The sequence below is a fragment of the Bacillota bacterium genome (assembly GCA_040754675.1).
In the GTDB taxonomy this organism is placed as follows: domain Bacteria; phylum Bacillota; class Limnochordia; order Limnochordales; family Geochordaceae; genus Geochorda.
The window spans coordinates 1-22,583 of record JBFMCJ010000001.1 but is presented as its reverse complement, the minus strand read 5'-3'; the positions used below and the strand labels follow the sequence as shown (position 1 = coordinate 22,583).

Annotated in this window: 24 protein-coding genes; 14 read left to right on the top strand and 10 right to left on the bottom strand. The window is 68.8% G+C overall.

Annotation, left to right across the window (positions count from 1 at the left end):
* The first annotated feature begins 4 nt into the window (after positions 1-4).
* The 3 genes from AB1609_00120 to AB1609_00110 are packed head-to-tail and all read left to right on the top strand — an operon-like array spanning position 5 to position 1,846.
* A complete protein-coding gene (locus tag AB1609_00120) occupies positions 5-1,015 on the top strand; it encodes a tagatose 1,6-diphosphate aldolase (protein MEW6044880.1) in 1,011 nt (336 codons plus the stop codon).
* A gap of 26 nt (positions 1,016-1,041) precedes the next feature.
* On the top strand, positions 1,042-1,251 hold the full coding sequence (locus tag AB1609_00115) for a copper ion binding protein (protein ID MEW6044879.1): 210 nt from the start codon (positions 1,042-1,044) through the stop codon (positions 1,249-1,251).
* 28 nt (positions 1,252-1,279) lie between these two features.
* Positions 1,280-1,846 (top strand): ECF transporter S component, encoded by a 567-nt coding sequence (locus tag AB1609_00110; protein MEW6044878.1) that lies wholly within the window; start codon positions 1,280-1,282, stop codon positions 1,844-1,846.
* On the opposite strand, the gene AB1609_00105 is transcribed toward AB1609_00110, so the two are convergent.
* The gene (locus AB1609_00105) at positions 1,827-2,588 is read right to left on the bottom strand and encodes a helix-turn-helix domain-containing protein (protein MEW6044877.1); all 762 of its coding nucleotides are present in this window, start codon (positions 2,586-2,588) and stop codon (positions 1,827-1,829) included. The genes AB1609_00110 and AB1609_00105 overlap by 20 nt on opposite strands.
* Positions 2,589-2,771: 183 nt before the next feature.
* Between AB1609_00105 and AB1609_00100 the strand changes: the two genes are divergently transcribed.
* Together AB1609_00100 and AB1609_00095 are read left to right on the top strand one after the other, a co-directional pair.
* Complete coding sequence (locus AB1609_00100) at positions 2,772-3,587, top strand: ParA family protein (GenBank protein MEW6044876.1); 816 nt, start codon at positions 2,772-2,774, stop codon at positions 3,585-3,587.
* Positions 3,588-3,646: 59 nt separating this feature from the next.
* Entirely contained in the window at positions 3,647-6,091 is a 2,445-nt protein-coding gene (locus tag AB1609_00095; protein MEW6044875.1) for an ATP-binding protein, read from the top strand.
* Here AB1609_00095 and AB1609_00090 read toward each other — a convergent pair.
* Entirely contained in the window at positions 5,985-7,088 is a 1,104-nt protein-coding gene (locus tag AB1609_00090; protein ID MEW6044874.1) for a QueG-associated DUF1730 domain-containing protein, read from the bottom strand. The genes AB1609_00095 and AB1609_00090 overlap by 107 nt on opposite strands.
* Before the next feature lie 207 nt (positions 7,089-7,295).
* Here AB1609_00090 and AB1609_00085 point away from each other — a divergent pair, with 207 nt between their 5' ends.
* A complete protein-coding gene (locus tag AB1609_00085) occupies positions 7,296-8,519 on the top strand; it encodes a Glu/Leu/Phe/Val dehydrogenase (protein MEW6044873.1) in 1,224 nt (407 codons plus the stop codon).
* Between the two features lie 9 nt (positions 8,520-8,528).
* Here the strand turns inward: AB1609_00085 and AB1609_00080 are convergent, their stop codons facing one another.
* From AB1609_00080 to AB1609_00045, 8 genes are all read right to left on the bottom strand, one after another.
* Positions 8,529-8,783 carry a hypothetical protein gene (locus tag AB1609_00080; GenBank protein ID MEW6044872.1) on the bottom strand — a complete coding sequence of 85 codons (255 nt, stop codon included), beginning with the start codon at positions 8,781-8,783 and terminating at the stop codon, positions 8,529-8,531.
* Between the two features lie 115 nt (positions 8,784-8,898).
* Positions 8,899-9,150: a hypothetical protein gene (locus AB1609_00075; protein ID MEW6044871.1), complete on the bottom strand. Its 252-nt coding sequence runs from the start codon at positions 9,148-9,150 to the stop codon at positions 8,899-8,901.
* 20 nt (positions 9,151-9,170) lie between these two features.
* On the bottom strand, positions 9,171-9,944 hold the full coding sequence (locus AB1609_00070) for a hypothetical protein (GenBank protein MEW6044870.1): 774 nt from the start codon (positions 9,942-9,944) through the stop codon (positions 9,171-9,173).
* Positions 9,945-9,948: 4 nt separating this feature from the next.
* Positions 9,949-10,788 (bottom strand): c-type cytochrome, encoded by an 840-nt coding sequence (locus AB1609_00065; protein MEW6044869.1) that lies wholly within the window; start codon positions 10,786-10,788, stop codon positions 9,949-9,951.
* 224 nt (positions 10,789-11,012) lie between these two features.
* Positions 11,013-11,696: a Rieske 2Fe-2S domain-containing protein gene (locus AB1609_00060; GenBank protein ID MEW6044868.1), complete on the bottom strand. Its 684-nt coding sequence runs from the start codon at positions 11,694-11,696 to the stop codon at positions 11,013-11,015.
* Positions 11,697-11,714: 18 nt separating this feature from the next.
* A complete protein-coding gene (locus AB1609_00055; protein ID MEW6044867.1) occupies positions 11,715-12,545 on the bottom strand; it encodes a menaquinol-cytochrome C reductase in 831 nt (276 codons plus the stop codon).
* A complete protein-coding gene (gene extP / locus AB1609_00050; GenBank protein MEW6044866.1) occupies positions 12,546-13,316 on the bottom strand; it encodes a selenite/tellurite reduction operon b-type cytochrome ExtP in 771 nt (256 codons plus the stop codon).
* Between the two features lie 98 nt (positions 13,317-13,414).
* Entirely contained in the window at positions 13,415-13,930 is a 516-nt protein-coding gene (locus AB1609_00045) for a cupredoxin domain-containing protein (protein ID MEW6044865.1), read from the bottom strand.
* 223 nt (positions 13,931-14,153) lie between these two features.
* On the opposite strand from AB1609_00045, the gene AB1609_00040 reads away from it, so the two are divergent.
* The 8 genes from AB1609_00040 to AB1609_00005 form a co-directional block, all read left to right on the top strand.
* On the top strand, positions 14,154-14,696 hold the full coding sequence (locus AB1609_00040; protein ID MEW6044864.1) for a phosphatidylglycerophosphatase A: 543 nt from the start codon (positions 14,154-14,156) through the stop codon (positions 14,694-14,696).
* Between the two features lie 14 nt (positions 14,697-14,710).
* Positions 14,711-16,849 carry a DEAD/DEAH box helicase gene (locus AB1609_00035; GenBank protein MEW6044863.1) on the top strand — a complete coding sequence of 713 codons (2,139 nt, stop codon included), beginning with the start codon at positions 14,711-14,713 and terminating at the stop codon, positions 16,847-16,849.
* Positions 16,850-17,000: 151 nt separating this feature from the next.
* Complete coding sequence (locus AB1609_00030; protein MEW6044862.1) at positions 17,001-18,398, top strand: pitrilysin family protein; 1,398 nt, start codon at positions 17,001-17,003, stop codon at positions 18,396-18,398.
* Positions 18,395-19,759, top strand: coding sequence for a pitrilysin family protein (locus AB1609_00025; protein MEW6044861.1), 1,365 nt, complete (start codon positions 18,395-18,397; stop codon positions 19,757-19,759). Before AB1609_00030 ends, AB1609_00025 begins: the two co-directional genes overlap by 4 nt.
* Entirely contained in the window at positions 19,756-20,721 is a 966-nt protein-coding gene (locus AB1609_00020) for a DMT family transporter (GenBank protein MEW6044860.1), read from the top strand. The genes AB1609_00025 and AB1609_00020 overlap by 4 nt, the downstream gene beginning before the upstream one ends.
* Complete coding sequence (gene deoC, locus AB1609_00015; GenBank protein ID MEW6044859.1) at positions 20,708-21,379, top strand: deoxyribose-phosphate aldolase; 672 nt, start codon at positions 20,708-20,710, stop codon at positions 21,377-21,379. The genes AB1609_00020 and deoC overlap by 14 nt, the downstream gene beginning before the upstream one ends.
* Positions 21,376-22,110, top strand: coding sequence for a ribonuclease HIII (rnhC, locus tag AB1609_00010; GenBank protein ID MEW6044858.1), 735 nt, complete (start codon positions 21,376-21,378; stop codon positions 22,108-22,110). Before deoC ends, rnhC begins: the two co-directional genes overlap by 4 nt.
* A gap of 10 nt (positions 22,111-22,120) precedes the next feature.
* Positions 22,121-22,583, top strand: a 463-nt coding sequence (locus AB1609_00005; GenBank protein ID MEW6044857.1) for a hypothetical protein, incomplete at its 3' end; no start/stop codon positions are given.

The following is a 22,583-nucleotide window of genomic DNA, read 5'->3' as shown; positions in this document are numbered from 1 at the left end:
GGCCATGGAGTTGACCGTCGGTAAGCTGCGCGGGCTTCAAGAGATCAGTACGCCGGAGGGGTTCATACTGCTTGCCGCCATGGACCACCGGGGGGCGCTCAAGCGGCTGCTCGACCCGGACAATCCCAACGCCGTCAGCGACGAGGAGATGGTCGAGTTCAAGATGGACCTGTGCCGGGCCCTTGCGCCCCATGCGAGCGCCGTACTCCTGGATCCCGAGTTCGGCGCGGCGCAGGCCATCGCCAGGGGGGTGCTCCCCGGGCGGGTCGGGCTTCTCGTGTCGCTGGAGAAGACCGGGTATGCGGGGAGCGACACACAGCGGCTCACCGAGCTCCTGCCGAACTGGGGCCCCCATGCCGTCAAGCGCATGGGTGCTTCCGGAGCCAAGCTCCTGATCTACTATCATCCGGACTCGCCGGTGGCCGCCGCCCAGCGGGATCTGGTGCGCCGGGTGGCCGAGGAGTGCCGGGCCGCCGATGTGCTTTTGGTGCTGGAGGCGGTCTCTTACCCGCTGGAGCCCGGGATGAAGAAGTCGAGCCCCGAGTTCGCCCGGGCCAAGGCGGACGTGGTGGTTCGCACCGCTCGGGATCTCACGCCGCTTGGGATTGACGTGTTCAAGGCGGAGTTCCCGGCCGACATGAGCTACGAGAAGGATGCCAAGCGCCTTCTGGAGGCGTGCCGGCGGCTCGACGAGGCGTCGCAGGTGCCGTGGGTGATCCTCTCGGAGGGCGTGGACTACGAGGACTTCGTGGTGGAGGTGGAGCTCGCCTGCCGGGCGGGGGCCAGCGGCTACATGGCCGGCCGGGCGGTCTGGAAGAGCGTCCTGGGCGTGGAGAACCGGGCCCGCAGGCGGGAACTCCTGGAAAGCGTAGCGGCAGGTAACCTCCAGAAGCTCGCCACCGTCGCGTCCCGCTTTGCGGCGCCGTGGCACCGGCGGCTGGAGAAGGCCGCGGAAAAGCTAGCCGGGAGCCTCACCCCCACGTGGTACGCCTCATACGCACCGGGGCGGGGTTAAAATGTGGCGCAGGAGGTGCAGGGGCCGTGGAGACCCACGTGTTCAAGGTAGCGGGTGTCTCCTGCGAGCACTGCCGCAGGGCCATCACCGAGTCCGTGGGCAGGGTCGCGGGCGTGCGGTCCGTTGACGTGGATCTGACCGGCAAGACGGTCACGGTGGCGTTCGATCCGGGCCGCACCACGGTCGACTCCGTTCGCGAAGCCATCGAGGAAGCCGGATATGACGTCACGTCCTGAGCTCCGCAAGCAAGACCCGCAACCGTCCGTGGGGGCAGTTCGCCGGGGGGACCGCGCCCTGGGCGTTGCATACGGCGCTGTCACGGCGGCGCTGACGCTGGCGGCCACGCTGTACGTGCGGGTGCCTGCGTCAGGCGGCGGCCAGTACTTCAATCTGGGCGAGGCGGTCATTTACACGGCGGCGCTTCTGGCTGGCCCCTGGATTGGGGCGGCAGGAGCGGTCGGGGCCGCGTTGGGCGACGTGGTGCAGGGATTCACGGGGTGGGCACCGCTGACGCTGGCCATCAAGGCCGTCGAGGGCGCGCTGGTGGGGTGGCTGGCCTGGCGGCTTCCGGGCCGCGCAGGGCAGGGTGGCGCGGCGAGGGGCAGGCGATGGTACCGGGATCTGGCGGCGATCGTGCCGGGTGCGCTCTGGATGATCGCCGGCTACGCCGCGGCGGCGTGGTTTTTGCTCGGGCCCGGGGCGGTGCCCGTGGAGCTGTTCATCGATACGCTGCAGGTGAGCTCCTCGGCGGCGGTGGCGCTGGCCCTTGCGCCGGCACTGCGAGCGGCGCTCGGGCGCACCGCCCGCCGCGTCAGTGCCCCGCCGGGGTGACGACGTAGTCGCAGCTTGGCTGGCCGTTCGTCATGCTGCTTTGCTGGTGGAGCGCCACGGGCCCCAAAGCGGCCTCCAGCATGCCGCGCAGGAACGCCCGGTGGATGACGCAGACGCTGTCCGGGTGATCCCGGGTCAGCTCCCGGAAGACGCACGTGCTGAAGCGGATGCCCACGGAGCCGTCCTGCCGGCGCCACACCTCCTGCGTCGCCGCGGCCTCCGAGAGCCCTGAGGCCAGGCTATCCAGGGAGATGCCGTTGAGCCAGCCGTTGTGCGGTCCGGCGGCGTGCCCGGCGGCACCGGCGGACGCCCTCTGGCCGGCCTCGGAGCGGTGGTTGGTTCGCAGCGCGAGCCGCTGACCCTTCCGCAGCCCTTCCTGGTACGCCATGTCCTCGGCGACGCGCAGCGCCTCAGGCCCCAGCCGCTCCAGCGTGTTGACCAGGAGCGCGGCCAGCCACAGCCAGTCCCTGCGCGGGAACTGCAGCGTCACCGACTGGTCGGAGGCGGAGTAGCGCTTGCCGGGACGGCCGCCCCTGCCGCTCTTCTCCAGAACCGACTCAACCAGACCGATCTCTTCCAGGCGCCCCAGATGGGTGCGCGCCACGTTGGGATGAAGCGAGAATTCCTCCGCGATCTCCTGGACGGTGAAGCTCCTGGGGCGGCTCGACGCCAGCCGTTCGTAGATGGCAAAGCGCGTTGGATCCGCCAGAACGGCGGCGACATCCGTCGGCTGCATGGGCATCGCGCATCGTTCCTTCCCGGATTTCGCCTTCAGTCTACCGGCCGGGTTTTCAACGTGTCAACGGGACGAATGCCACGGACCTTCAGGACCTTGGACATGGAGCAAGCAGAACAAAAGGGGACGCCTGAGCGGGCGAGAAAGAGGGGGCAGGCTCCGTCCGGAATCGAGGCGCGTTGAACGCCGATGGGCCGCATCATCGCGGTGGTCAATCAGAAGGGCGGGGTGGCGAAGACCACCTCCGTCTACCACCTGGGCGTGCAGCTGGCCGCGCTGGGTCGCCGGGTGCTCTGGGTCGACCTCGACCCGCAGGCCGCGCTCTCGGCGTGGTCCGGGCTGGCGCCCGAAGCGCAGTCCAGGACCGTCTACCACGGACTCCTGACCCGGGAGCCCGTGCGGAACCTGATCGTTCCCGACCGCCACGGGCCGCACCTGGTGCCCTCCGGGCTGGAGCTGACCCTGGCCGAACTGGAGCTCGTAGGCCAGATGGCCCCGGAGCGGCGGCTTTCGCGCCTGCTCGGCCCGGTGCGGGACGAGTACGATTACATCCTCATCGACACCCAGCCGTCCCTGGGCATCCTGACGCAAAACGCCCTGGTGGCGGCCGACGAGGCCGTCGTTCCGGTCGCGTGCGAGTACCTGGCGGTGCGGGTGCTCTCCCTGGTGGTGCGGGCGCTCGCCAGGATCCGCGTTCAGGCCAACAGCCAGCTGAAGGTGGCGGCCATTTTACCCACCCTTTATGACGGCCGCACCCGCCACGCCCGGGAGGCGCTGGATCAAATCCGGCAGGCGTTCGCCGGGCGCTACCGTATCTTCGAGTGGCCGGTGGTGCGCAGCATCCGGTTCGCTGAGGCTGCCGCCCGGGGCGCCGCCATCTGGGAGATCGCCCCGGGCCACCCCGGCGGCCGGGTTTACCAGGCCGTGGCGGCGGCGCTTGATGGCCGGCCTGCTCCCCTCGGCCCGGGGGAGACCCTGCTGGAGGAAGAACCGGCCGCCCAGTGAAGTGCAGGGTGCGGCCCGAGCTGCGGCAGCGTTCTTTTTCAAGGAAGGAGAGTGGGCGTTTGAAGTTCTCGGACCCGGCATCTGGCGCACAACTCAGGGCCGACCAGCTGCGGCTTCGCTTCTCCCCCGAGCGCCTCCCGGCCATGACCACTGACGCCATCGAGCCGCTGGAAGGCATCATCGGACAGGAACGCGCCGTGCGGGCCATGGAGTTCGGGCTGCGGATGAAGCACCCGGGCTACAACATCTACATGGCCGGCCCGACGGGCACCGGCAAGAACACCTACGCGCGCCGCCTGGTTCACGAGGTCGCGCGGCACAAGCCCGTCCCGGACGACTGGGTGTACGTCTACAACTTCGACAGCCCGGACGAACCCCTGGCGCTCAACCTCCCGCCCGGGATGGGGTCGCAGCTTGCCCAGGACATGGACGAACTGGTCGAGGAGCTCAAGTCCGCCATCCCTCGCCGCTTTGAGTCCGATGACTACGAAAAGCAGCGCGACGCCGTGGTGCGGGAGTTCCAGGAGCAAAGCCAACAACTCATCGACCAGGCGGAGAAGCTGGCCCAGGAACGCGGCTTTGCCCTGCGGCGCACCAGCACCGGCTTTGCAACGGTGCCGCTGGTGGAGGGCCGTCCCATCACCCAGGAGGAGTTCGAGAGCCTGCCCGAAGAGGAGCGGCGGGCGCTGGAGGCCGCCAACAAGGAGATTCACGCGCACGTGGCCGACGTAACCCGGCGCATCCGAACCCTGGAGAAACAGGCAAGGGACCAGGTCCGGGAACTGGAGCGCAAGGTGGCCCTGGCCGCGGTCAGCCAGCCCATCGCCGAACTTAAGGAGAAGTATGCGGCGCTGCCCCGGGTCATCGAGTACCTGGGGGCGGTCGAACGGGACATCGTGGAGAACATCGACGAGTTCAAGGACGAAGAGGAGACCGAGCCGCCCATGCCGTGGATGCGGCGGCGCAGCCGGCGTTCGTTCGTGCGCTACAAGGTGAACCTGCTGGTGGATAACCACAACCTCCAGGGCGCGCCCGTGGTCATCGAGGCCAACCCCACGTTTGCCAATCTGTTCGGGAAGCTTGAGTACCGGCACGAGTTCGGCGCCATGGTGACCGACTTCACCATGATCAAACCGGGCGCGCTGCACCGTGCGAACGGCGGCTACCTGATCCTGCAGGCGCAGGACCTGCTGAAGAGCCCGTGGGCGTGGGACGGGCTGAAGCGTGCGCTCAAAAGCGGCGAGGTGCGAATTGAAAGCGTGGCCGAGCAGATGGGCGTGCTGCCTGTCTCCGCCTTGAAACCCCAACCCATTCCCGTACGCGTCAAGCTGATCATGGTGGGGAGCCCGTACCTGTACCACCTGCTGCTTTACATGGACGAGGAGTTCCGCAAGTACTTCAAGGTGCTGGCCGACTTCGACGTCGAGATGCCGCTCAACGACGAGCACGCGTACAAGTACGCGCAGTTCGTGGCGGCGGTATGCCGGCGGGAGAAACTGCGGCCCTTCCACCGCGATGCCGTCGCGCGCATCATCGAGCACTCCGCCCGCATGGCCGAGCACAAGGAGCGCCTGTCCACGCGCTTCAACGAGATCGTCGAGGTGGTCTACGAGGCGTCGGCGTGGGCGGAGGCGGAGGGCGCGGAGGTGGTGCGAGCCTCTCACGTGGATCGTGCCATCCAGGAGCAGGAGTACCGGTCAAACCGGGTCGAGGAGAAGCTCCTGGAACTCCTGGCCGGGGGCCAGATCCTGGTGGACGTGGACGGCGAAAAGGTGGGCCAGATCAACGGGCTGTCCATCGTCGAGCTCGGGGACTACGCCTTTGCGAAGCCCACCCGCATCACGGCCTCGGTGGCGGTGGGGGACCGGGGCGTGGTCAACATCGAAAGGGAAGTGGAACTCTCCGGGCGCATCCACGACAAGGGCGTCCTGATCCTGGGCGGGTACCTCGCGGAAAAGTACCCCATCGGAATGCCGATCGCGCTGTCGGCCAGCCTCACCTTCGAGCAGCTTTACGAGGAGGTGGAGGGCGACTCCGCCTCCAGTGCGGAGCTGTATGCGCTTTTGTCCAGCCTTTCAGGGCTCCCCATCCGGCAGGGTATCGCCGTCACGGGGTCGGTCAACCAGAAGGGCGAGGTGCAGCCGGTCGGCGGGGTCAACCGCAAGATCGAGGGCTTTTTCGCCCTTTGCAAGCTGAGGGGGCTCACGGGGCGGCAGGGCGTCATCATTCCGCACCAGAACGTGGTCAATCTGATGCTCAAGGACGAAGTGGTGGAAGCCGTGCGGCAAGGCCGCTTCCACATCTGGGCCGTGCGCACCATTGACGAGGGGATCTCCATCCTGACCGGGACGCCGGCGGGGGAGCCGGGGGCGGACGGGCTGTACCCCGACCAGACCGTTAACGGCCGGGTGTGGCGGACGCTCGAGGAGATGGCGCGCCGGATGGCCGAGTTCGGAAAGGGGTCCGGAGGAGGTTCGGACGATCCGCCGGCGCCGACGCCTTGAGCCGGCGCCGGTACGCCTCCAGAACGTAGGCCGCGTTACGCTTCAGGTGGGCAAGCCCTCTCCACGAGGCGGCGCCCCTGCCGAGCCCCGCCTGAAACGCCGCCTCACTCATCGACAGGATCTCCTGCAGCGGGATCCTGTCAGCCGTACCCGGGACGGGTGAAAGGGGCGTGCTCTGGCCGAAAGCCAGGGGCGCCCGATCCGGCCCGTTGCACGGGCAGGCGATCTGGCAGATGTCGCACCCGAAGAGCCACCGGTGAAGGTTTTCGCGCTCGGATGGCCCGAGATCGCCGCGCTGCTGTGAGAACTGGGCGATACAGCGATTCGGGTCCATCCGGTAGGGCTCCAGGGCCCCCGTAGGGCACGCGTCGATACAGCGGCTGCAGTCCATGCAGGGATCCGGGGGCATTCTTTGTGGCGGCGCCTCCGCCCCGGTTCGCGTCTCAGGGGCGGGCAGGGTGGTGGCAATGACACCCAGCACGACCCACGACCCGGCGCCGGGTGCGTAAGCGCAGGTGTTCTTGCCGATCCACCCGGCTCCTGACAGCCTCCACAGGTGGCGCTCGACCGGGGGGCCCGTGTCTACCAGCACCCGGAAGTGGTGCCGGCGGGAGCATCCGGCGCGGTACGCCGCCCACCGTGCAAGGACCCTCAGGCGGCGGCGCATCTCGGTGTGGTAGTCCTCGGGGAGGGCGTAGGCGGCGATGCGCCCAAACGGACCGCGGCCGGACGGTGGCCCCTCCCGGCGCAGCGCGCCGGGCGCCCTGTAGGGCAGGGCAGCCACCCACAGGCTGCGGCAACCGGGGAGCCAATCGTCGGGGCGGGTTCGGCGCGTCACGTCGCGCTCGCAGAAAAGGGGGTAGGTGCCCTCGGCCTGCCGGCTGCGCAGCACTTCTGCCAGATCGGTAAACTCTCTCGCCGCGACGACTCCCAGGCCGGCAAAGCCCAGGCGAGCGGCGGCGTGGGCCAGTTCGTCCCGGAACGACTCCCAGTCCATGCGCTCCTCCCCGGACATGATAGCAGGGGATGAGAAAATCGGCGGCGGCACGCAGGAAATGGCACGTCACGAGCGTATGATACCGGGTATGTGTTTACGGTTCTTCTCAGCCCGCTCACCAGGTGAGGAGAGTGATTCGGGATGGCGATGTCGGTCACCGAGGCCAGGAGCACCACGGCGCGTCCTGCGGATCTCTCCCCGCTGGCCATGGCTGTCCGGCAACTGGAGCGGGCAGCGAAGCTGTCCGGCATCGATGAGGGGCTGCTGAAGTTGCTGAAGACGCCCAAGCGGGTGCTGACCGTGTCCATTCCGGTGAAGATGGACGACGGGCGGCTGGAGGTGTTCACCGGGTACCGGGTGCAGCACTCGCTGGCCAGGGGCCCGGCGAAGGGCGGCATCCGCTACCATCCCGGCGTCACGCTCGACGAGGTGACGGCGCTGGCCATGTGGATGACCTGGAAGTGCGCCGTGATGAACCTGCCCTTTGGGGGGGCCAAGGGAGGGGTCGTCTGCGACCCGAAGCGCCTCAGCCGCCGGGAGCTGGAGCAGCTCACCCGGCGCTACACCGCCGAGATCAGCGTCATCATCGGCCCGGATCGCGACATCCCGGCGCCTGACGTCTACACTAACCCGCAGGTGATGGCATGGATCATGGACACGTACAGCATGCAGCAGGGGCGGCCGGTGCCCGCGGTGGTGACAGGCAAGCCCCTGGAGATAGGAGGATCGCTGGGCCGCGAACAGGCCACCGGGCGGGGCTGCGCCATCTGCGTGGAGGAGGCGGCGCGGCGGGTGGGCATGGATCTCCGCGGTGCCCGGGTGGCCGTGCAGGGCTTCGGCAACGTCGGGCGGTACGCCGCGCTCTCGCTGGAGGAGATGGGCGCCAGGGTGGTGGCCGTCGGCGACTCGCAGGTCACGGTGCGACAGGACAGCGGGCTTTCGGTGAAGGATCTCGTGGCTTACAAGCAGCAGCACGGCACGCTGCGCGGCTTTCCGGGGGCCGAGTCCGGGCCGCCCGAAGGTGTGTTGGAGGTGCCGTGCGAGGTGCTGGTGCCCGCCGCACTTGAAGGTGCCATCACCGAACGCAACGCCGGCCGGATCCGGGCGCGCGTCGTGGCCGAGGGCGCCAACGGGCCCGTCACGCCCGAGGCCGACGCCATCCTGGCAGAGCGCGGTGTAACGGTCATCCCCGACATCCTGGCCAACGCGGGCGGGGTGACCGTCTCCTACTTTGAATGGATCCAGGGGCTGCAGGAGTTTTTCTGGCCCGAGGAACAGGTCAACCGCGAGCTTGCGCGGCGGATGCGCCAGAGCTTCCAGGACGTCTGGGAAACGGCCCGCCGCCACGGGACGGACCTGCGCACCGGCGCCATGGTGCTGGCCGTCTCCCGGGTCGCCGAGGCTATCCGCGTGAGGGGGATCTACCCGTAAGGGTGCCTCTCACGCCTGCGGCCAGGGGTCGTACCGCTCGCTGTCGCGGCAGATCGAGCCCATGCCGCAGGCGTCATAGGCCACCACGTGCTTGCGCAGGACGCGTTCCACGTTGGCCCGCACCTGCGGCAGGTAACGCCGCCGGTCGGCTTCCGGCAGGGGCAGAAGCGCCTGTTCGACCACGACGTCGACCAGTTCGGCCAGGGTAAGCCCGCCCAGGTCCAGGTGAAGCTGGTAGGTGCTGGGGGAACGCACGGCCGCCATTGCTCTCCCGCCTCTCTTGTCGTTCGCCATGAGGCCAAGCGGCTGCACTTCCAGCGTACGGCAGACCCCGATCGGTAAGCAAGGGACGGTTGACCCGGGATTTACCGGGTCAAAGTTACCGGTGGGGCTCCTGGCCGGACGGCACCCGGCTTGTGAGTACTCGCCCCAGCAGCCACCCTCCCCCGGCGATGGCGGCGACAGCGCCCGCCGCAGCCAGCCAGAGGGGGCCCGAGATGGCTACCAGCTGCAGCGGCCCCACGCCCCGGTGAGCAAACCAGGCGAAGTTGAGAGCGATGCCGGCGATGACCACGGCCGTGGCAACCGCGCCCATCCACGGAAGAGCCCTGGGGGAGTTGCGTCTTTCCAACCCCGATGCCCCCTGTTTGGTCAGGCCCTGGCCCGCTGAGGCAGCTGGCCTGCGTCCCCGTCTGCGGCCCTCGGAGCGACCGGGGTGGCTCCCAGCCGGAGCTCGAGGGTGCGGGCAATGGCGACCTGCTCCGCCTCGGTCAGCCTGCGCAGGCCCGCGCCGGGTGGCGCCAGCACGGGGCGCAGGACGTCCGGAACGTGTTCGGGGTTGGCCAGCCCTACCCCCAACAGACGCATCCGCTGCCGTTCCACGGGGTTCACCCTGCGGCGCAGGAGGATGACGAGGCCGTACCCGGGAACAGCCGAAACCGGAGGAGGCGAACCGCGCCCAGCCCCGGCGCCAGCCCCTGCAGCCGGCCCGGATGGGCCCGCGGGGGCCGCCGTTTCCTTGATCCGCCGCACCGCCTCCTTCAGCGAGGCGGCGCACCCGTCGAGCTGCCGGATGGCCGCCGGGCGCCTGGTGAAGTGAGAGAGGCCGAGGGCGGCCGCCACCAGGATGCCGCCCTCGCCGACCAGCAGGTATCCCCGAGCCCACCGGTACCGGCGCCCCCAGCTTCCCGGGAGTTGCAGCACGGCCGCCGCCGTCCCGGCGACCTCTGCCAGGCGGCTCTCCAGCCACCCGATCGCTCTTCGGGTCTGGTAGGCCTCCGCCGCGGCCGCCAGCCCCCAACCGCCGATGGCCAGCAGGATGGTGGCCGCCATTCGCAGGCCCGCGATGCCGGTCATCGCCGCCGCCCGGAACGCTGCCCCGGAGGCAAGCGCGCTCAGTGCGGTAAGCGCAAGCCAGGCCCTCATGAGGCTACTTCAGCCCCAGCAGGTACCGGGTGACGACGTCCAGCTCCTCTTCGGTCAGACCCAGGTTGGGCATCTGGGTGGGCCCGTAATCGATCCGCGCTCCCGACGGCCGGCCCGAGGCGTCGATGCCCCCGTAGTTGGAGAACCACACCGGCGCTCGGTTAGCCGTGGCGGGGGGGTTTGAAATCCAGTCCTTCAAGAACGCCTGGTCGACGCCCCAGGACCCCAGGTGGGTCAGGTCCGGCCCGATGAGCCCGCCCGTGTTGCCGATCGTGTGGCAGGCGAGGCAGCCCTTCTGCCGGATGACCTCCTGGGCCCGCCGCTGGACGTCCTCGGGCACACCCTCGGCCACGGGGAGTTGGCCGTCGAGCCTGGGCGGCGGGATGTAGCGCGCGACCCGCTGCCAGTCACCGGCCATGAGGAAGGAGACCACCTGCCGGAGGGCCTGTTCGTTCAGCGGGCCGCCGAACTGTGTGCTCCACGCCGGCATGGCCGTGAACGACGCCCACTCCCCGTTGGGAAGCTTCTGCCAGCGCGTCACCACCGACCCGGGGCGGCCCCGCGCCACGGTTTGGTAGATGAAATCATAGGTCTCCCGGTCGTTCTCCGGGTCGCCCCTCAGGGCCTCCCGGTCGAGGCTGGGCCCCACGACGCCCTCTCCCAGCTGCCCGTGGCAGGCGACGCAGTTCTGAGCGTAGATGCGGGCGCCCTCTTCGAGCGTCTCAGCCCTGAACGCCGCGCTGGTCGCCGCCATCCGGTCGCCCTCCCGGGCCCAGTAGATGCCCCACAGCAACACGAGCGCCCAGCTCAAGGCCATGACGATGACGTAGGTTCGTCCTTTCACGCTGTGACCGAGGCTCCTTTCCACGTCAAAGGCCCGCGGTTCCCTGAGGCAAGGGCACCTCTCGTTACTCGTGCCGGATGGCCCGATCGATGAAGTAGAGGATCACCTCGCCCACGATCACGAGCAGGAAAACCAGCAGGAGCTCCACCGACTCGGCGACTTCCACGCCTGAAGACACCCCTTTTTGCACTTGCAAGTAAGCGGGCGAGCTGTCCGGTGGCGCCTCAAACGGGCGTCACGTGCTGCGGCAGGTGGACGGCCCGCTCGTGGATCTCCCGGGTGTTGACGATGATGCGGCCGTTGACGATCTCCACGGTCATGTAGTCGAGCGGCCGGGGCGCTGGCCCGGCGATGTTCTGGCCCGTGCGCTCGTATATGGAGCCGTGGCACGGGCAGTGGAAGAGCTGTTCGTCCTCCCGCCACGGAACCGTGCAGCCCAGGTGCGTGCAGCGCCAGTAAAGAGCGATGACGCCATTGTCCAGGCGGCTCAGCCAGAACTTGCCCTCACGGAACTTGGTGACCGATCCGGCCGGGAAGCTGCTGACCGGCCCGGCGTCCACCTTGGAACCGAAGCCCAGGACGCGGCGCGGCCAGAACATGGCGAGGCCTGCCAGCGCGCTCTGGGCGAAGAAGACGAACGCCGAACCCCACATGAGCCACCGCATGAGGATGCGGCGGCGCATCTCCGGGTCGCCGGGAGCGGGCTCCGCTGCGCGGGCCGCCCCGGCGGCCGCCGCGCGGGGCGGCGACGGCGCGCTCCCGTCCGCCGGCCGGGCCGGTGCCTGCGCTGTAGCAGCAGCGGCGGCCTGGCGGCTCGCCTGTGGGGCCGCGGGCGTCACCTGTGCCCTGGCCGGGGCCTGCCGGTCGGCGGCCTCGGCACGGTCCTTGCCTGCTTGTTCCGATGCCATCTGGTGACTCCCCCGTTATCAGTGGTTGGCGGCCCCGACCTCCCAGGGCCACATCAGCCGCATGCCCGGTCCCCGGAAAGCGGTGCCGACGATGGTCAGCACCAAGAACGAGGCCACGAAGAACGTGAACAGCCCCATCGCCGCCTCCCGGGTGTCGGCCTGCCAGCGCCGGCGCAGGATCAGCACCAGCGATGCCGGGATGAAGAGCATGATGAACGTGGGCACGATCCAGCCCGCGATGGCGTTGATGACCCGGTCGCTGACCCCGAAGAGCCAACCGGCATCGCGGGCGTTGCTCAGCCAGTACTTGACGATGGGCCCGATCCCGTGAGCACCGGCCTCCCCGGGCACGGGGAGGAACTCGTCGATCAAAATGAGGCTCACGTTCCACGCGGCGGTGTAGAAGAAGCTGAACAGCGTGATGGGCACGCCCCTCTTGCTGTGAAACCAGATGCCCGTCCCCTTGCGGCGGACGTCGATGTACGGCAGCGCCGCAAGGCCGAGGAGTACGGCGCCGGGGACGATGACGCCGGCCAGCGCCTTGTCCATGTGCAGCAGCAACTCCTGCAGCCCCAGGAAGTACCACGGCGCCTTGGCGGGGTTGGGCGTCACATCGGGATTGGCAAGCGGCGCCAGCGGCGCGTCGATGAAGACGGCCATCAGCGACAGCAACAACAAGAACAGCAGCGCCGCGATGAACTCGATGCGGACGAGATACGGCCAGACCAGCACCTTTTCGTCGGGGTTCAGCTTTGGACGGCCTGCGGCCGCCTGGGCCTGAGCCTGGACCGGGCGCGGGGCCGTCACCGTCCGGGTGGCAGTGCGCTCGTGGGCCATGCCTTTATCCACTCACCCCTCCTGCTCCATCACGGGAGGATAACCGGGCCCCTCCGCCTCGTCCTCCACTACCGGCGTCGAAATGCCGCCGTCTTTTCGAACCCGCCAGAAGTGCAGGGACATCAGCGCGATGGTGAGAAGCGGCAGAAAGATGACGTGCAGCGTGTACCAGCGGATGAGGGTGGGCTGGCCGATCTCGTAGCCGCCCAGGAGCAGGAAGTTGATCCGGTCGCCGATGAACGGGGTCGCGCCGCCGATGTTGGTGCCGACGGTGATGGCCCAGTAGGCGAGCTGGTCCCACGGCAGCAGGTATCCGGTGAAGCTCAGGAGGAACGTGACCGTCAGGAGGGTCACGCCGATGACCCAGTTGAACTCCCGGGGCGGCTTGTAAGCGCCCGTGTAGAAGACCCGGCACATGTGCAGGAAGACCAGGATGACCATGGCGTGGGCCGCCCAGCGGTGCAGGTTACGCATGAACTGCCCGAAGACGACCTCGCTTTCGATGGCGCGGATGGACCAGTAGGCGTCGCTGACATTGGGAATGTAGTACCACATCAGGAAGACGCCCGTGATGGTCAGGATGACGAACATCCACGCCGAAAGCCCGCCCAGACCCCACGTGTACGTCACCCAGGTGCCCCGGCGGACGATGCGCGCCGGGTGCAGGTGCAGCACCAGGCTGTCGACCATGATGGCAAGCCGCGTCTTGGTGGTATTGGGGTAGGGGTTACGGTAGATGGACTTGAAGACCCGGGTCGCCTTGATCCGCTCAAGTACCGACATGCGGCATCCTCTCCCAGGACACGAATCGGCATGGCAGAGGGGCACCCGGGAAGCCGGCCTTCGCGCCCGGGTGCCCCTGTGCTCCCCTGGCTCGTGCGTCAGCGGACGACGAGCTTGCCCTGCATACCGAGCTGAAGATGACCGGGCACGGTGCACACGAACTGGTACTCACCCGGCCTGGACGGCGCCGTGAAGGTGATGGTCTTCTCCCGGCCGGGATCGATCAGGCCGGTTTCCACCTTCAGGTCGGCGAGGGAAAAGTCGTGAGCGCTGGCGCCCTTGTTGACCACCCGGATGGCCAGTTGCTGGCCGGGCCTGGCTTCAATGGTGGCCGGGCTGAACCGGAACTGACCGCCCTCGTCGGTAGCGATGACTTCGATGCCGCCCGAGGCGGCCGACGCCGAACTCTCCGGAGCCGACGCGGCAGGAGGCGTGGTGGCCGTCGTGGACGGCGGGGCGGAGGTGGCGGCCGGTGGCGGAGACGAAGAGGCGGAGGGCTGGGACGAGCTGCTCTGCTGCCGGGAGGAACCGCCGCCGCAGGCTGCCACGACTACCATCAGTCCCAGGACGAAGATGGCCGCGACGAACGGACGGGAGGAGATTCGAGGCTTCATCTGCCCCCGAAGACCCACCTTTCGCTGCAAAGGCCGTTGCGCTTCGCGCAAGGCGCAGAATGTCCCCGCAGCGTCGACCCCGTGGAAAACGGTCCGCGTGAAGTATAAAGGGGGGCCGGGGTGCGGTCAAGAATCGGAGTGGTTACGATTGCCGGCTAGGCCCGCCCGCACCTTCCGGCCCCGGGGCGCCCTGTGATAGGATAGAACGAGGTGTTGCTTTAACATGCAGGCCAGGTGGCTCCCGACCAGCGCCCGCGCGCTTCTGGCAATGAGAGGCGTGGACCTCGATCCCATCGTGCGCCTCGTCTTCCGGCTCCAGAAGCCGTACGTGAAGGATCTAACCCTGGAGGCGTGCCGGGAGAGCGTGGATCACGTGGTGGAAAAGCGGGAGGTTCAATTTGCCGTCCTCACCGGGGTCACCCTGGACGTGATGGCCGAGGAGGGCAGGCTGGACGAGCCGCTGGCGAGCGTGCTTCGCGCAAACTCCCATCTGTACGGGATCGACGAGGTGCTGGCGCTGAGCATCGTCAACGTGTACGGCAGCATCGGGCTGTCCAATTTCGGCTACCTCGACCAGGAACGCCCGCCCGAACTCGACCAGGCGCTGCCCGGCGAGCCATCCCGGGTCCACACCTTCCTGGACGACATCCTGGCCGCCATCGTTGCGGCGGCCTGCGCCCGCCTCGCACACCGAGCGGCGGATGCCCGCGAGAGGGCGGCAGCCGCGCCGCCCGCGGCTCAGGCACGCGAGGCCACAGAGAAGTGAGTACAAGGTAAGCAGTGGATCACACCATCGACCATCGAGGTAATCTTGAGCCATCACTCCTCGAAGCAGCGCCTTCCGTCTACCGGGGGTTCCGCCTCGACCCGTTCCAGCAGGAGGCCATCGCGTCGGTCGAGGCCGGGGTTTCCACCCTGGTGGCCGCTCCTACCGGCACCGGAAAGACGCTCGTCGCGGACTACCTCATCGAGCGCACGTTCGCAAGAGGGCAGCGGGTCGTCTATACGGCGCCCATCAAGGCGCTGTCCAACCAGAAGTTCAAGGAGTTCAAGCGCCTGCTCGGGCCGGACGCCGTCGGCATCCTGACCGGGGACGTGGTCATCAACCCCGACGCGGCGGTTACCATCATGACCACAGAGGTGTTCCGCAACCTGCTGCACCTCGAGGCCCGGCGCCTGGACGGCGTAACCTGGGTCATCTTCGACGAGATCCACTACATCGACGACCCGGAGCGGGGGTCCGTCTGGGAGGAGAGCCTGCTTTTCCTGCCGCCCGCCATCCAGTTCCTGGGGCTTTCGGCCACCATCCCCAATGCCCGGCAACTGGCCGACTGGCTCGAGGCGGTGCAGGGGCGGAAGGTGCACGTCGTCGTGTCGTACGACCGGGCCGTCCCGCTGGAGCACCACCTCTACGAGCCCACGCTGGGCTTCACCACGCGGGCGCGCCTCGTGCGTCACGCCCGCAAGCTGGAGGCCCGGGGCGGGTACTGGCCGAAAGGCCGCCGAATCGAGGGTTACGGCCACCGCCTGCACTACCCGCCGGTGGATCCCCTGGCGCTCCTCGACAGGGCGGGGCCCGACCGGCTTCCCGCGCTCTTTTTCTTCTTCAGCCGGCGCGTGGCAGAGTACCACGCCCGGGAGCTGGCCGCCATCCGGGATTACCTGACGGCCAGCGGCCGGCAGGAGGTTCGCCGCGTCGTCGCCGAGGTGCTGGCCCCTTACCCCGAGAGCGCGGCCCGGCGGGTGGAGCATCTCTTGCCGATGTGGGAGCGGGGGGTGGGCTTCCACCACGCGGGGATGCTTCCGGCCGTGAAGGACGTGGTCGAAGAACTCTTCGAGCGGCGCTTGCTGTACGTCCTTTTCTGCACGGAGACGTTCGCGGTGGGTGTCAACTTCCCGTGCCGCACGGTCTTTTTCGGGTCGCTCCGCAAGTACGACGGGATCGAGTACCGCCCCATCACCAACCGCGAGTACTTCCAGATGGCCGGGCGGGCCGGGCGGCGTGGGATTGACGAGCGCGGCTACGTGTATGCGGCGGTGGACCTCAACGAGATCGACGCGCAGGCCGTGCCCTCTCTGGATGAAGCCGACGTCGAGCCCCTGCGCAGCCAGTTCGTGCTCAGCTACAACACGGTGCTCAACCTGCTGAGCCGGTTCGACGCCGATGAGGCTCGGGAGGTGATCCGGCGCAACTTTGCCGCGTTCCAGGCGCGCGTCACCCGGGAGCGCCTGGAGCGGGAGATCGCCGGCCTGCAGCACCGGGTCGCGCAACTTTCGGAACGAGGGCCTGCCAGGGTGATCCGCAAGGCGCGGCGGGCGCTGTTGGGGCTGCGGGAACGGCTCGCTGCCCAACCGGGGCCCGAGCAGTTCGCGCAGGAATTCGACCGCCGCCGGAGGGTGCTGGAGGACCTGGATTACCTGCGCGACGGCGCCGAACTCACCTCGCGGGGCGAGATGGCACGGCACGTCCACGTACAGGAGCTTCTGGTCACCGAGCTTCTGGCGGAGGGCTTCCTGCGCTCGCTGGCGCCGGCGGAGCTTCTCGCCCTGAGCGTGGCGGTGGATTACGAGCCGAGGCGCTCGGAGCACGTGCCGCGCCACGTTCCGTTCGCCATGGAGCCGGTCTACCGCGCGCTGCGCGCCATCACCGGGGCGGAGTTGCGCCGCCTGGGCTACACGACCGTGCGCTTCGGGCCGCACCTGGCGCCGGCGGTGGTCGCGTGGGCCAACGGCCACAGCCTCGACGAGTGCCTGCGCTTGAGCGAGGTGGACGAGGGCGACTTCGTCTTCGCGGTGCGCCGGGGCATCGATCTGCTGCGCCAGATCCGCACAGCGGCCGAGGGCGACCCGTTCCTGGAGGCGGCGGTGGGCGAAGCGATACGGGCGGCCGACCGGGACGAGGTCGCTGTGGTGCTGTAGAGGTGTTGCAGGGGTAATAAAAGGTATCTCCCAGGACCCGGCGAAACAGAATGAAGCCTGGAAGACGGACCCCGTTTCCAGAAGGTGCCGGCCCGCTGGCCGGCATGCTTTTTAGTCGTTTCCAATCGCTTCCGGGAAGGTGCCGGGGATCATGAGCCGCCTGGCCGACGACCGCAACTGGTTCACGACCCGGGAAGTCGCAGGCCTGCGCTTGCACGTCCTGACCACCCGCAAGTTCAAGGTGGAGACGGCGAGGCTTGCCCTGCGGCTGCCTCTGCGCCGCGAGGACGTGACGGCCAACGCGCTGGTTCCCTTCGTACTTCGGCGCGGTACCCGGCAGCTCCCCACCCTGAAGGCCATCGCACGTCACCTGGAGGGGCTGTACGGGGCACGGCTGGGCGTAGACGTGAGCAAGATCGGCGGGACGCAGCTCGTGGAGATCCGTGGCGAGGCGGTCGCCGACGCCTACCTGCCCGGTCACGGGCCGGGCACCGGGCAACTCGAAGCCCTGCTGCGCCTGATCTTCGAGGTGCTGCTGGAACCCGCCATGGCGGACGGGCAGCTGGTGCCCCAGTACGTGCAGCAGGAGAAGGAGATCCTGCGGCGGCGCATCGAGGGTGTCATCAACAACAAGCGGCAGTACGCCCTGCACCGGCTCATCGAGGAAATGTTCGCGGGCGAGCCGTTCGCCCTGCACCGCCTGGGGCGCCTGGAAGACCTGCCGGCCCTGGACGCGGCGGCCCTTTTCCGCCATTACCGCGAACGGATTCTGGGCTTCCCCGCCGACCTGCTGGTGGTGAACGGCGCCGGCGCGGACAGCGTCGCGGAGCTCACGCAGCGCGTGCTGGACGCCCTGGGCTACCGGCCGGGGGCGCAGGAACGGCACGAGCCCGCACCGGCGGCTGCGCGGGACGGCAGGGGGCAGGACGGGACGCCGAAGAGCGCACCCCCCCGCGTCGTGACCGAGGCGCAGGACGTCCGCCAGGGAGTCCTTGCCCTGGGCTACCGGACGCCCGTGCGGTTCGACTCGCCGGACTACCCGGCCATGGTCATGTACAACGGGGTGCTGGGTGGCTTTCCGCATTCCAAGCTCTTCACCCACGTGCGCGAGAGAAACTCGCTCGCCTACTTCGTGTACAGCCGACTGGAGTCGAGCCAGGGTGCGCTGATCGTGAGCGCCGGCATCGACCCCGGATTACGGGACAAGGCGCTTGCCATCATCGAGCGCCAGATCGCGGCCATGCGCCAGGGCGAGATGGAGGCCGGCGAACTGGAGGCCACGAGGCGTGCCCTCATCCGCCGGTGGCGCGTTAGCGAGGACGAGCCGAACACCCTCATCGATCACTACTTGAGCGGCCTCGTCAACGGCCGCCAGCGCCCGTTTTCCGAACTCATCGCGGACGTCAGACGGATCGGGGCCGACCAGATCGTGGCGGCGGCGCAAACAGTGACCCCGGACACGTTCTACTTCCTCACCTCGAACGCTGCGGAGGCCCGGGTGGCGCAGGGCGCAACGGTCCGGCAAGAGGGGGATGCTTCAACGCTATGACCGTGGAGGCTGCCGCCTACGAGACCCGGCACCACCAGGTCGCCGGCGACCCGCTGGTGGAGGCACGCTTCGCATCGGGCCTGACGGCCTACGTCGCGCCCAAGGCGCGCTTTTCGCAGAAGTACGCCGTGCTGGCCGTCCACTACGGTTCCATCGACAGCCGGTTCGTTCCCAGGGGCCGGGGGGAAGTGGTGGAGGTGCCGGCGGGCATCGCGCACTTCCTGGAACACAAGCTCTTCGAGAAGCAGGAGGGGGACGTGTTCACGCGGTTCGCCGAGCTCGGGGCCTCCGCCAACGCCTACACGTCCTACACCACGACGGCCTACCTCTTCTCCACCGTCGACCACTTCCGCGAGGCACTGTCGGTGCTGCTGCGCTTCGTGCAGGAACCTTACTTCACCGAGGCCTCGGTCCGGAAAGAACAGGGCATCATCGAGCAGGAGATCCGCATGTACGAGGACGATCCGAGCCGGTGCGTGATGGTCAAGCTGATGCAGTCCTTGTACCACGTGCACCCGGTCAGGTTGGAAATCGGCGGCACAGTGGAGTCGATCCGGAAGATTGAAGTGCCGGTGCTGTACCTGTGTCATTCGACTTTTTATCATCCCGCCAACGCGGTGCTGGCCGTGGCGGGCGACGTGGCGCCCGACGAGGTTTTCGAGCTGGCGGGGGAGGCGATGGGCGGCTCGCGGGAGGACGGGCGGGGCGTGGTGCGGCTGGATCCTGAGGAGCCGGCCGGCGTGCACAGCCCCCGCGCCCAGACGCGGCTTGCCGTCTCGAGGCCGCGCCTGGCGCTCGGGATCAAAGACGTGAAGCGGGAGCTGTCGGGCAAGGAGCTGGTGCGTCGCGAGCTGGCCATCAACCTGGCGCTGGACGCGGTGCTCGGGCGAAGCTCGGACACGTTCCAGGAACTCTACGAGGAGGGCTTGATCGACGATACCTTTGCCGCCCGGTACGTGTGCGACTCGCGCTTTGCCCACACGGTCACGGGCGGGGAGACGCCGGATCCCGACCGGCTCGAGGTCCGCCTCAAGGAGGCGCTGGCACGGGCCTGCGACCAGGGCGTGGACGCCGATACGGTCGAACGGCTGCGGCGAAGGGAGATCGGGGAGTTCATCGCCTCAGTGGATAACCCGGAGATGATTGCCAACGCGCTGGCGGTTCTCCACTTCCGGGGCGTTACGCCCCTGGACTACCTCGAGGTGCTGGAGGAGCTTGACCACAGGGCGGTGACCGAGGCGCTTCGGGACCATGTCGACCCCGCCAGGATGGCCGTGTCCGTGGTGCTCCCGAACGGGCGCAACGGCGTGGAAACGGGCGGTGCATCCCGGGGCGGGGCTGGCGGCGCGCACTGGAGATGAGCAGGCTGGAGGCCCGGCCCTACCTCGTTCTGGCAATCGGGGTGGCGGCGGTCTCGTCCGCCGCCATCTGGGTGCGGTTGTCCAACCTCCCGCCGCTTGTGCTCGCCTTCTACCGGCTGGGCTTCTCGGCAGCGGCGCTGTGGCCGCTGTGGCTGGCTGGCCGCAGGCAGGGACGTGGCGCCGGGGCGCCAGCGGAGGGCGGCCCGCACCTCTGGCGGCTGTGGGCCGCCGTGGCCGGGGTGAGCCTGGCGGCGCACTGGTCGGTCTGGTTTGCCTCCCTCGAGTTGACGTCCGTACTGAGTTCCACCGTGCTGGTGACCACGCAGCCCCTCTTCGTGGTGTTTGTTTCGTGGCTGCTGTGGCGCCAGCGCATCAGCCGGGGGCAGAGCGCCGCGCTGGCCATGGCACTGCTGGGTGGGGTGGTGATCGCGTCGGCCGATGCGCTGGCCGGCGGCAGCTCGGATGCGGCGCGAGCGCCGGCCGGTCTGGCGGGGGAGAGCCTTTACGGCGACGCGCTCGCGCTCCTGGCCGCGGCGCTGGTGAGCGTCTACCTCCTGGTCGGGCAGCGGCTGCGGGCCAGGGTGGCGCTGCTCGATTACCTGATCGTGGTCTACTCGGCAGGGGCCCTGGCGCTTCTGGCGGTGGCGAGGCTGTTGAACCTGCCGCTGTGGGGCTATCCGTCTCGAGAGGTGTGGGTGGGCCTGGGGATCGCGGCCGTACCCACCCTGATCGGGCACTCGGCACTCAACGCGGTGGTGGCGCGCCTGGGTGCGTCCACGGTGGCCACTGCTGTCCTGGGAGAGCCGGTGGGCGCTTCGGTGCTCGCCCTGGTGCTGTTCAGGGAATGGCCTACCCTGCTTCACTGGCTGGGTGCAGCCATGATCCTCGCGGGAATCTACCTGTTCAGCCTTCCCACCCGTAACTCGTCTCGGCGGGAGGTGCAGCCCAGTGCTGTCCCGTGAACAACTTGCCAGGCGCATCGACCACACGCTGCTGAAGCCGGAGGCGAGGCCCCAGGATGTGGAGCGGCTCTGCCGGGAAGCGGTGGAGTGGGGCTTTTATGCGGTCTGCGTCAACCCGCTGTATGCGGCGCGGGCCTACCGTTTCCTCACCGGCAGTCCCGTGAAGGTGGCGAGCGTAGTGGGCTTCCCGCTGGGCGCTGCCACGCCCCTGGTCAAGGTGGTGGAGGCCGTGGAGGCCGTGGCCGCCGGTGCTGCCGAGATCGACATGGTGGCGCCGGCAGGGCTTCTCCTGGAAGGCGACCTCGACGGCTACGTCCAGCACATCCGCACGGTCGCCCGCGCCATCGGGCCGTCCACCGTGCTGAAAGTGATCATCGAGACAGGGCTGTTGAGCGACGATCAGAAGCGGATGGCTGCCCGCATAGCGGTGGAGCAGGGCGCGCACTTCGTGAAGACCTCCACCGGCTTCGGGCCGGGCGGCGCCACGGTGGAGGACGTGCGGCTCCTCAAAGAGGTGGTGGGCGACCGGGCCAGGGTCAAGGCGTCCGGAAAAGTCCGCACCCTCGAGGAGGCCATTCGGCTCATCGAGGCGGGCGCCGACCGGCTGGGGACCAGCGCCGGCGTCGCCATCATGCAGCAGATGACGGGCGCCCGATGACCAGCGAACGTTTTACGCCACGCGTGGGGCTCGACGAGTCGGGGAAGGGCGACTACTTCGGCCCTCTGGTGGCGGCGGCCGCAGCGGTCGTGGACAGCCGGGTCGAGCTTGAGCTCGCGCGGCTGGGCGTGGCCGATTCCAAACGGATCTCCGACGGCCGGTGCCTGGAGCTGGCGGAGGCCATGCGGGGCCTCGTGCCGGCCAGGGTCGTGGTCATCGGCCCGGCCCGGTACAACGAGCTGTACGGCCGCATGCAAAACGTCAACCGGATCCTGGCGTGGGCCCATGCCCGGGCTCTCGAAGACCTTCTGGCAGAGGTATCCGTGGAACGGGTGGTGGCCGATCAATTCGCGAAAGACCCGGGCACCCTGGACGCGGCGCTGATGGCGCGGGGCCGCACGGTCAGCGTGAGGCAGCTTCCGCACGCTGAAGCAGACCTGGCGGTGGCAGCCGCCTCCGTCATCGCCAGGGCGCGGTTCTTGCGCGAGCTCGACAGGCTTTCCGAACTGGCGAGCCTGGAGCTCCCCAAAGGGGCCACGCACGTAGAGGCTGCGGCGGTAGAGCTTGTCCGGCGGGGCGGCCTCTCCTACCTCGGCCGGTTTGCCAAGCTGCACTTTGCGACGACCAAGAGGGTGATGGCCTTTCATGCAGGAGCGCCCGAGGCGGGCGAAGAAGCCCGATGGCGAACAGGTGCGCGCCCCCGCCGGAGCAGCAGAGGCGGGCCGTGGTGAGGTGGGTATGATGCGCCTGAGACGGCTGTGGCCGCTGGCCCTGACGCTCCTCGTGCTGGCAGCGGGGAGCGGCAGCGTGGCGGCGGCCGAGGCCAGCCGCCCCTCGGGGGCCGGAGCGCTGGCCATCCGTATGTCTGAAACCATGTCGTGGCCCGACCGGTTTTCGGCGGTTGTGTGGATAGAGGCGTATCACCCGACCGGCCCGGGCGCCGACCCGGCCGGTTCGGTGCAGGGAGGGGCGGAGAAGGGCGGGACCTTCCTGAAGCTGGTGGGGTTCCCGCCCGACACGTTTCGGTGGGAACCGGGTAGCGACCGGATCATCCCGGGAACGGCGTGGCGGGGCCACGTTCAGCTCGAGACGGGCGAGCCCGGGCCTAAGTTTGCGTACTCGTACGACGCCTTCCCGTTCCTGCAGGTGCTACGGGTGTATTTTGGTCTCTTTCGCCCGCTGCCAGCCGGATCCCGCCTGGTGC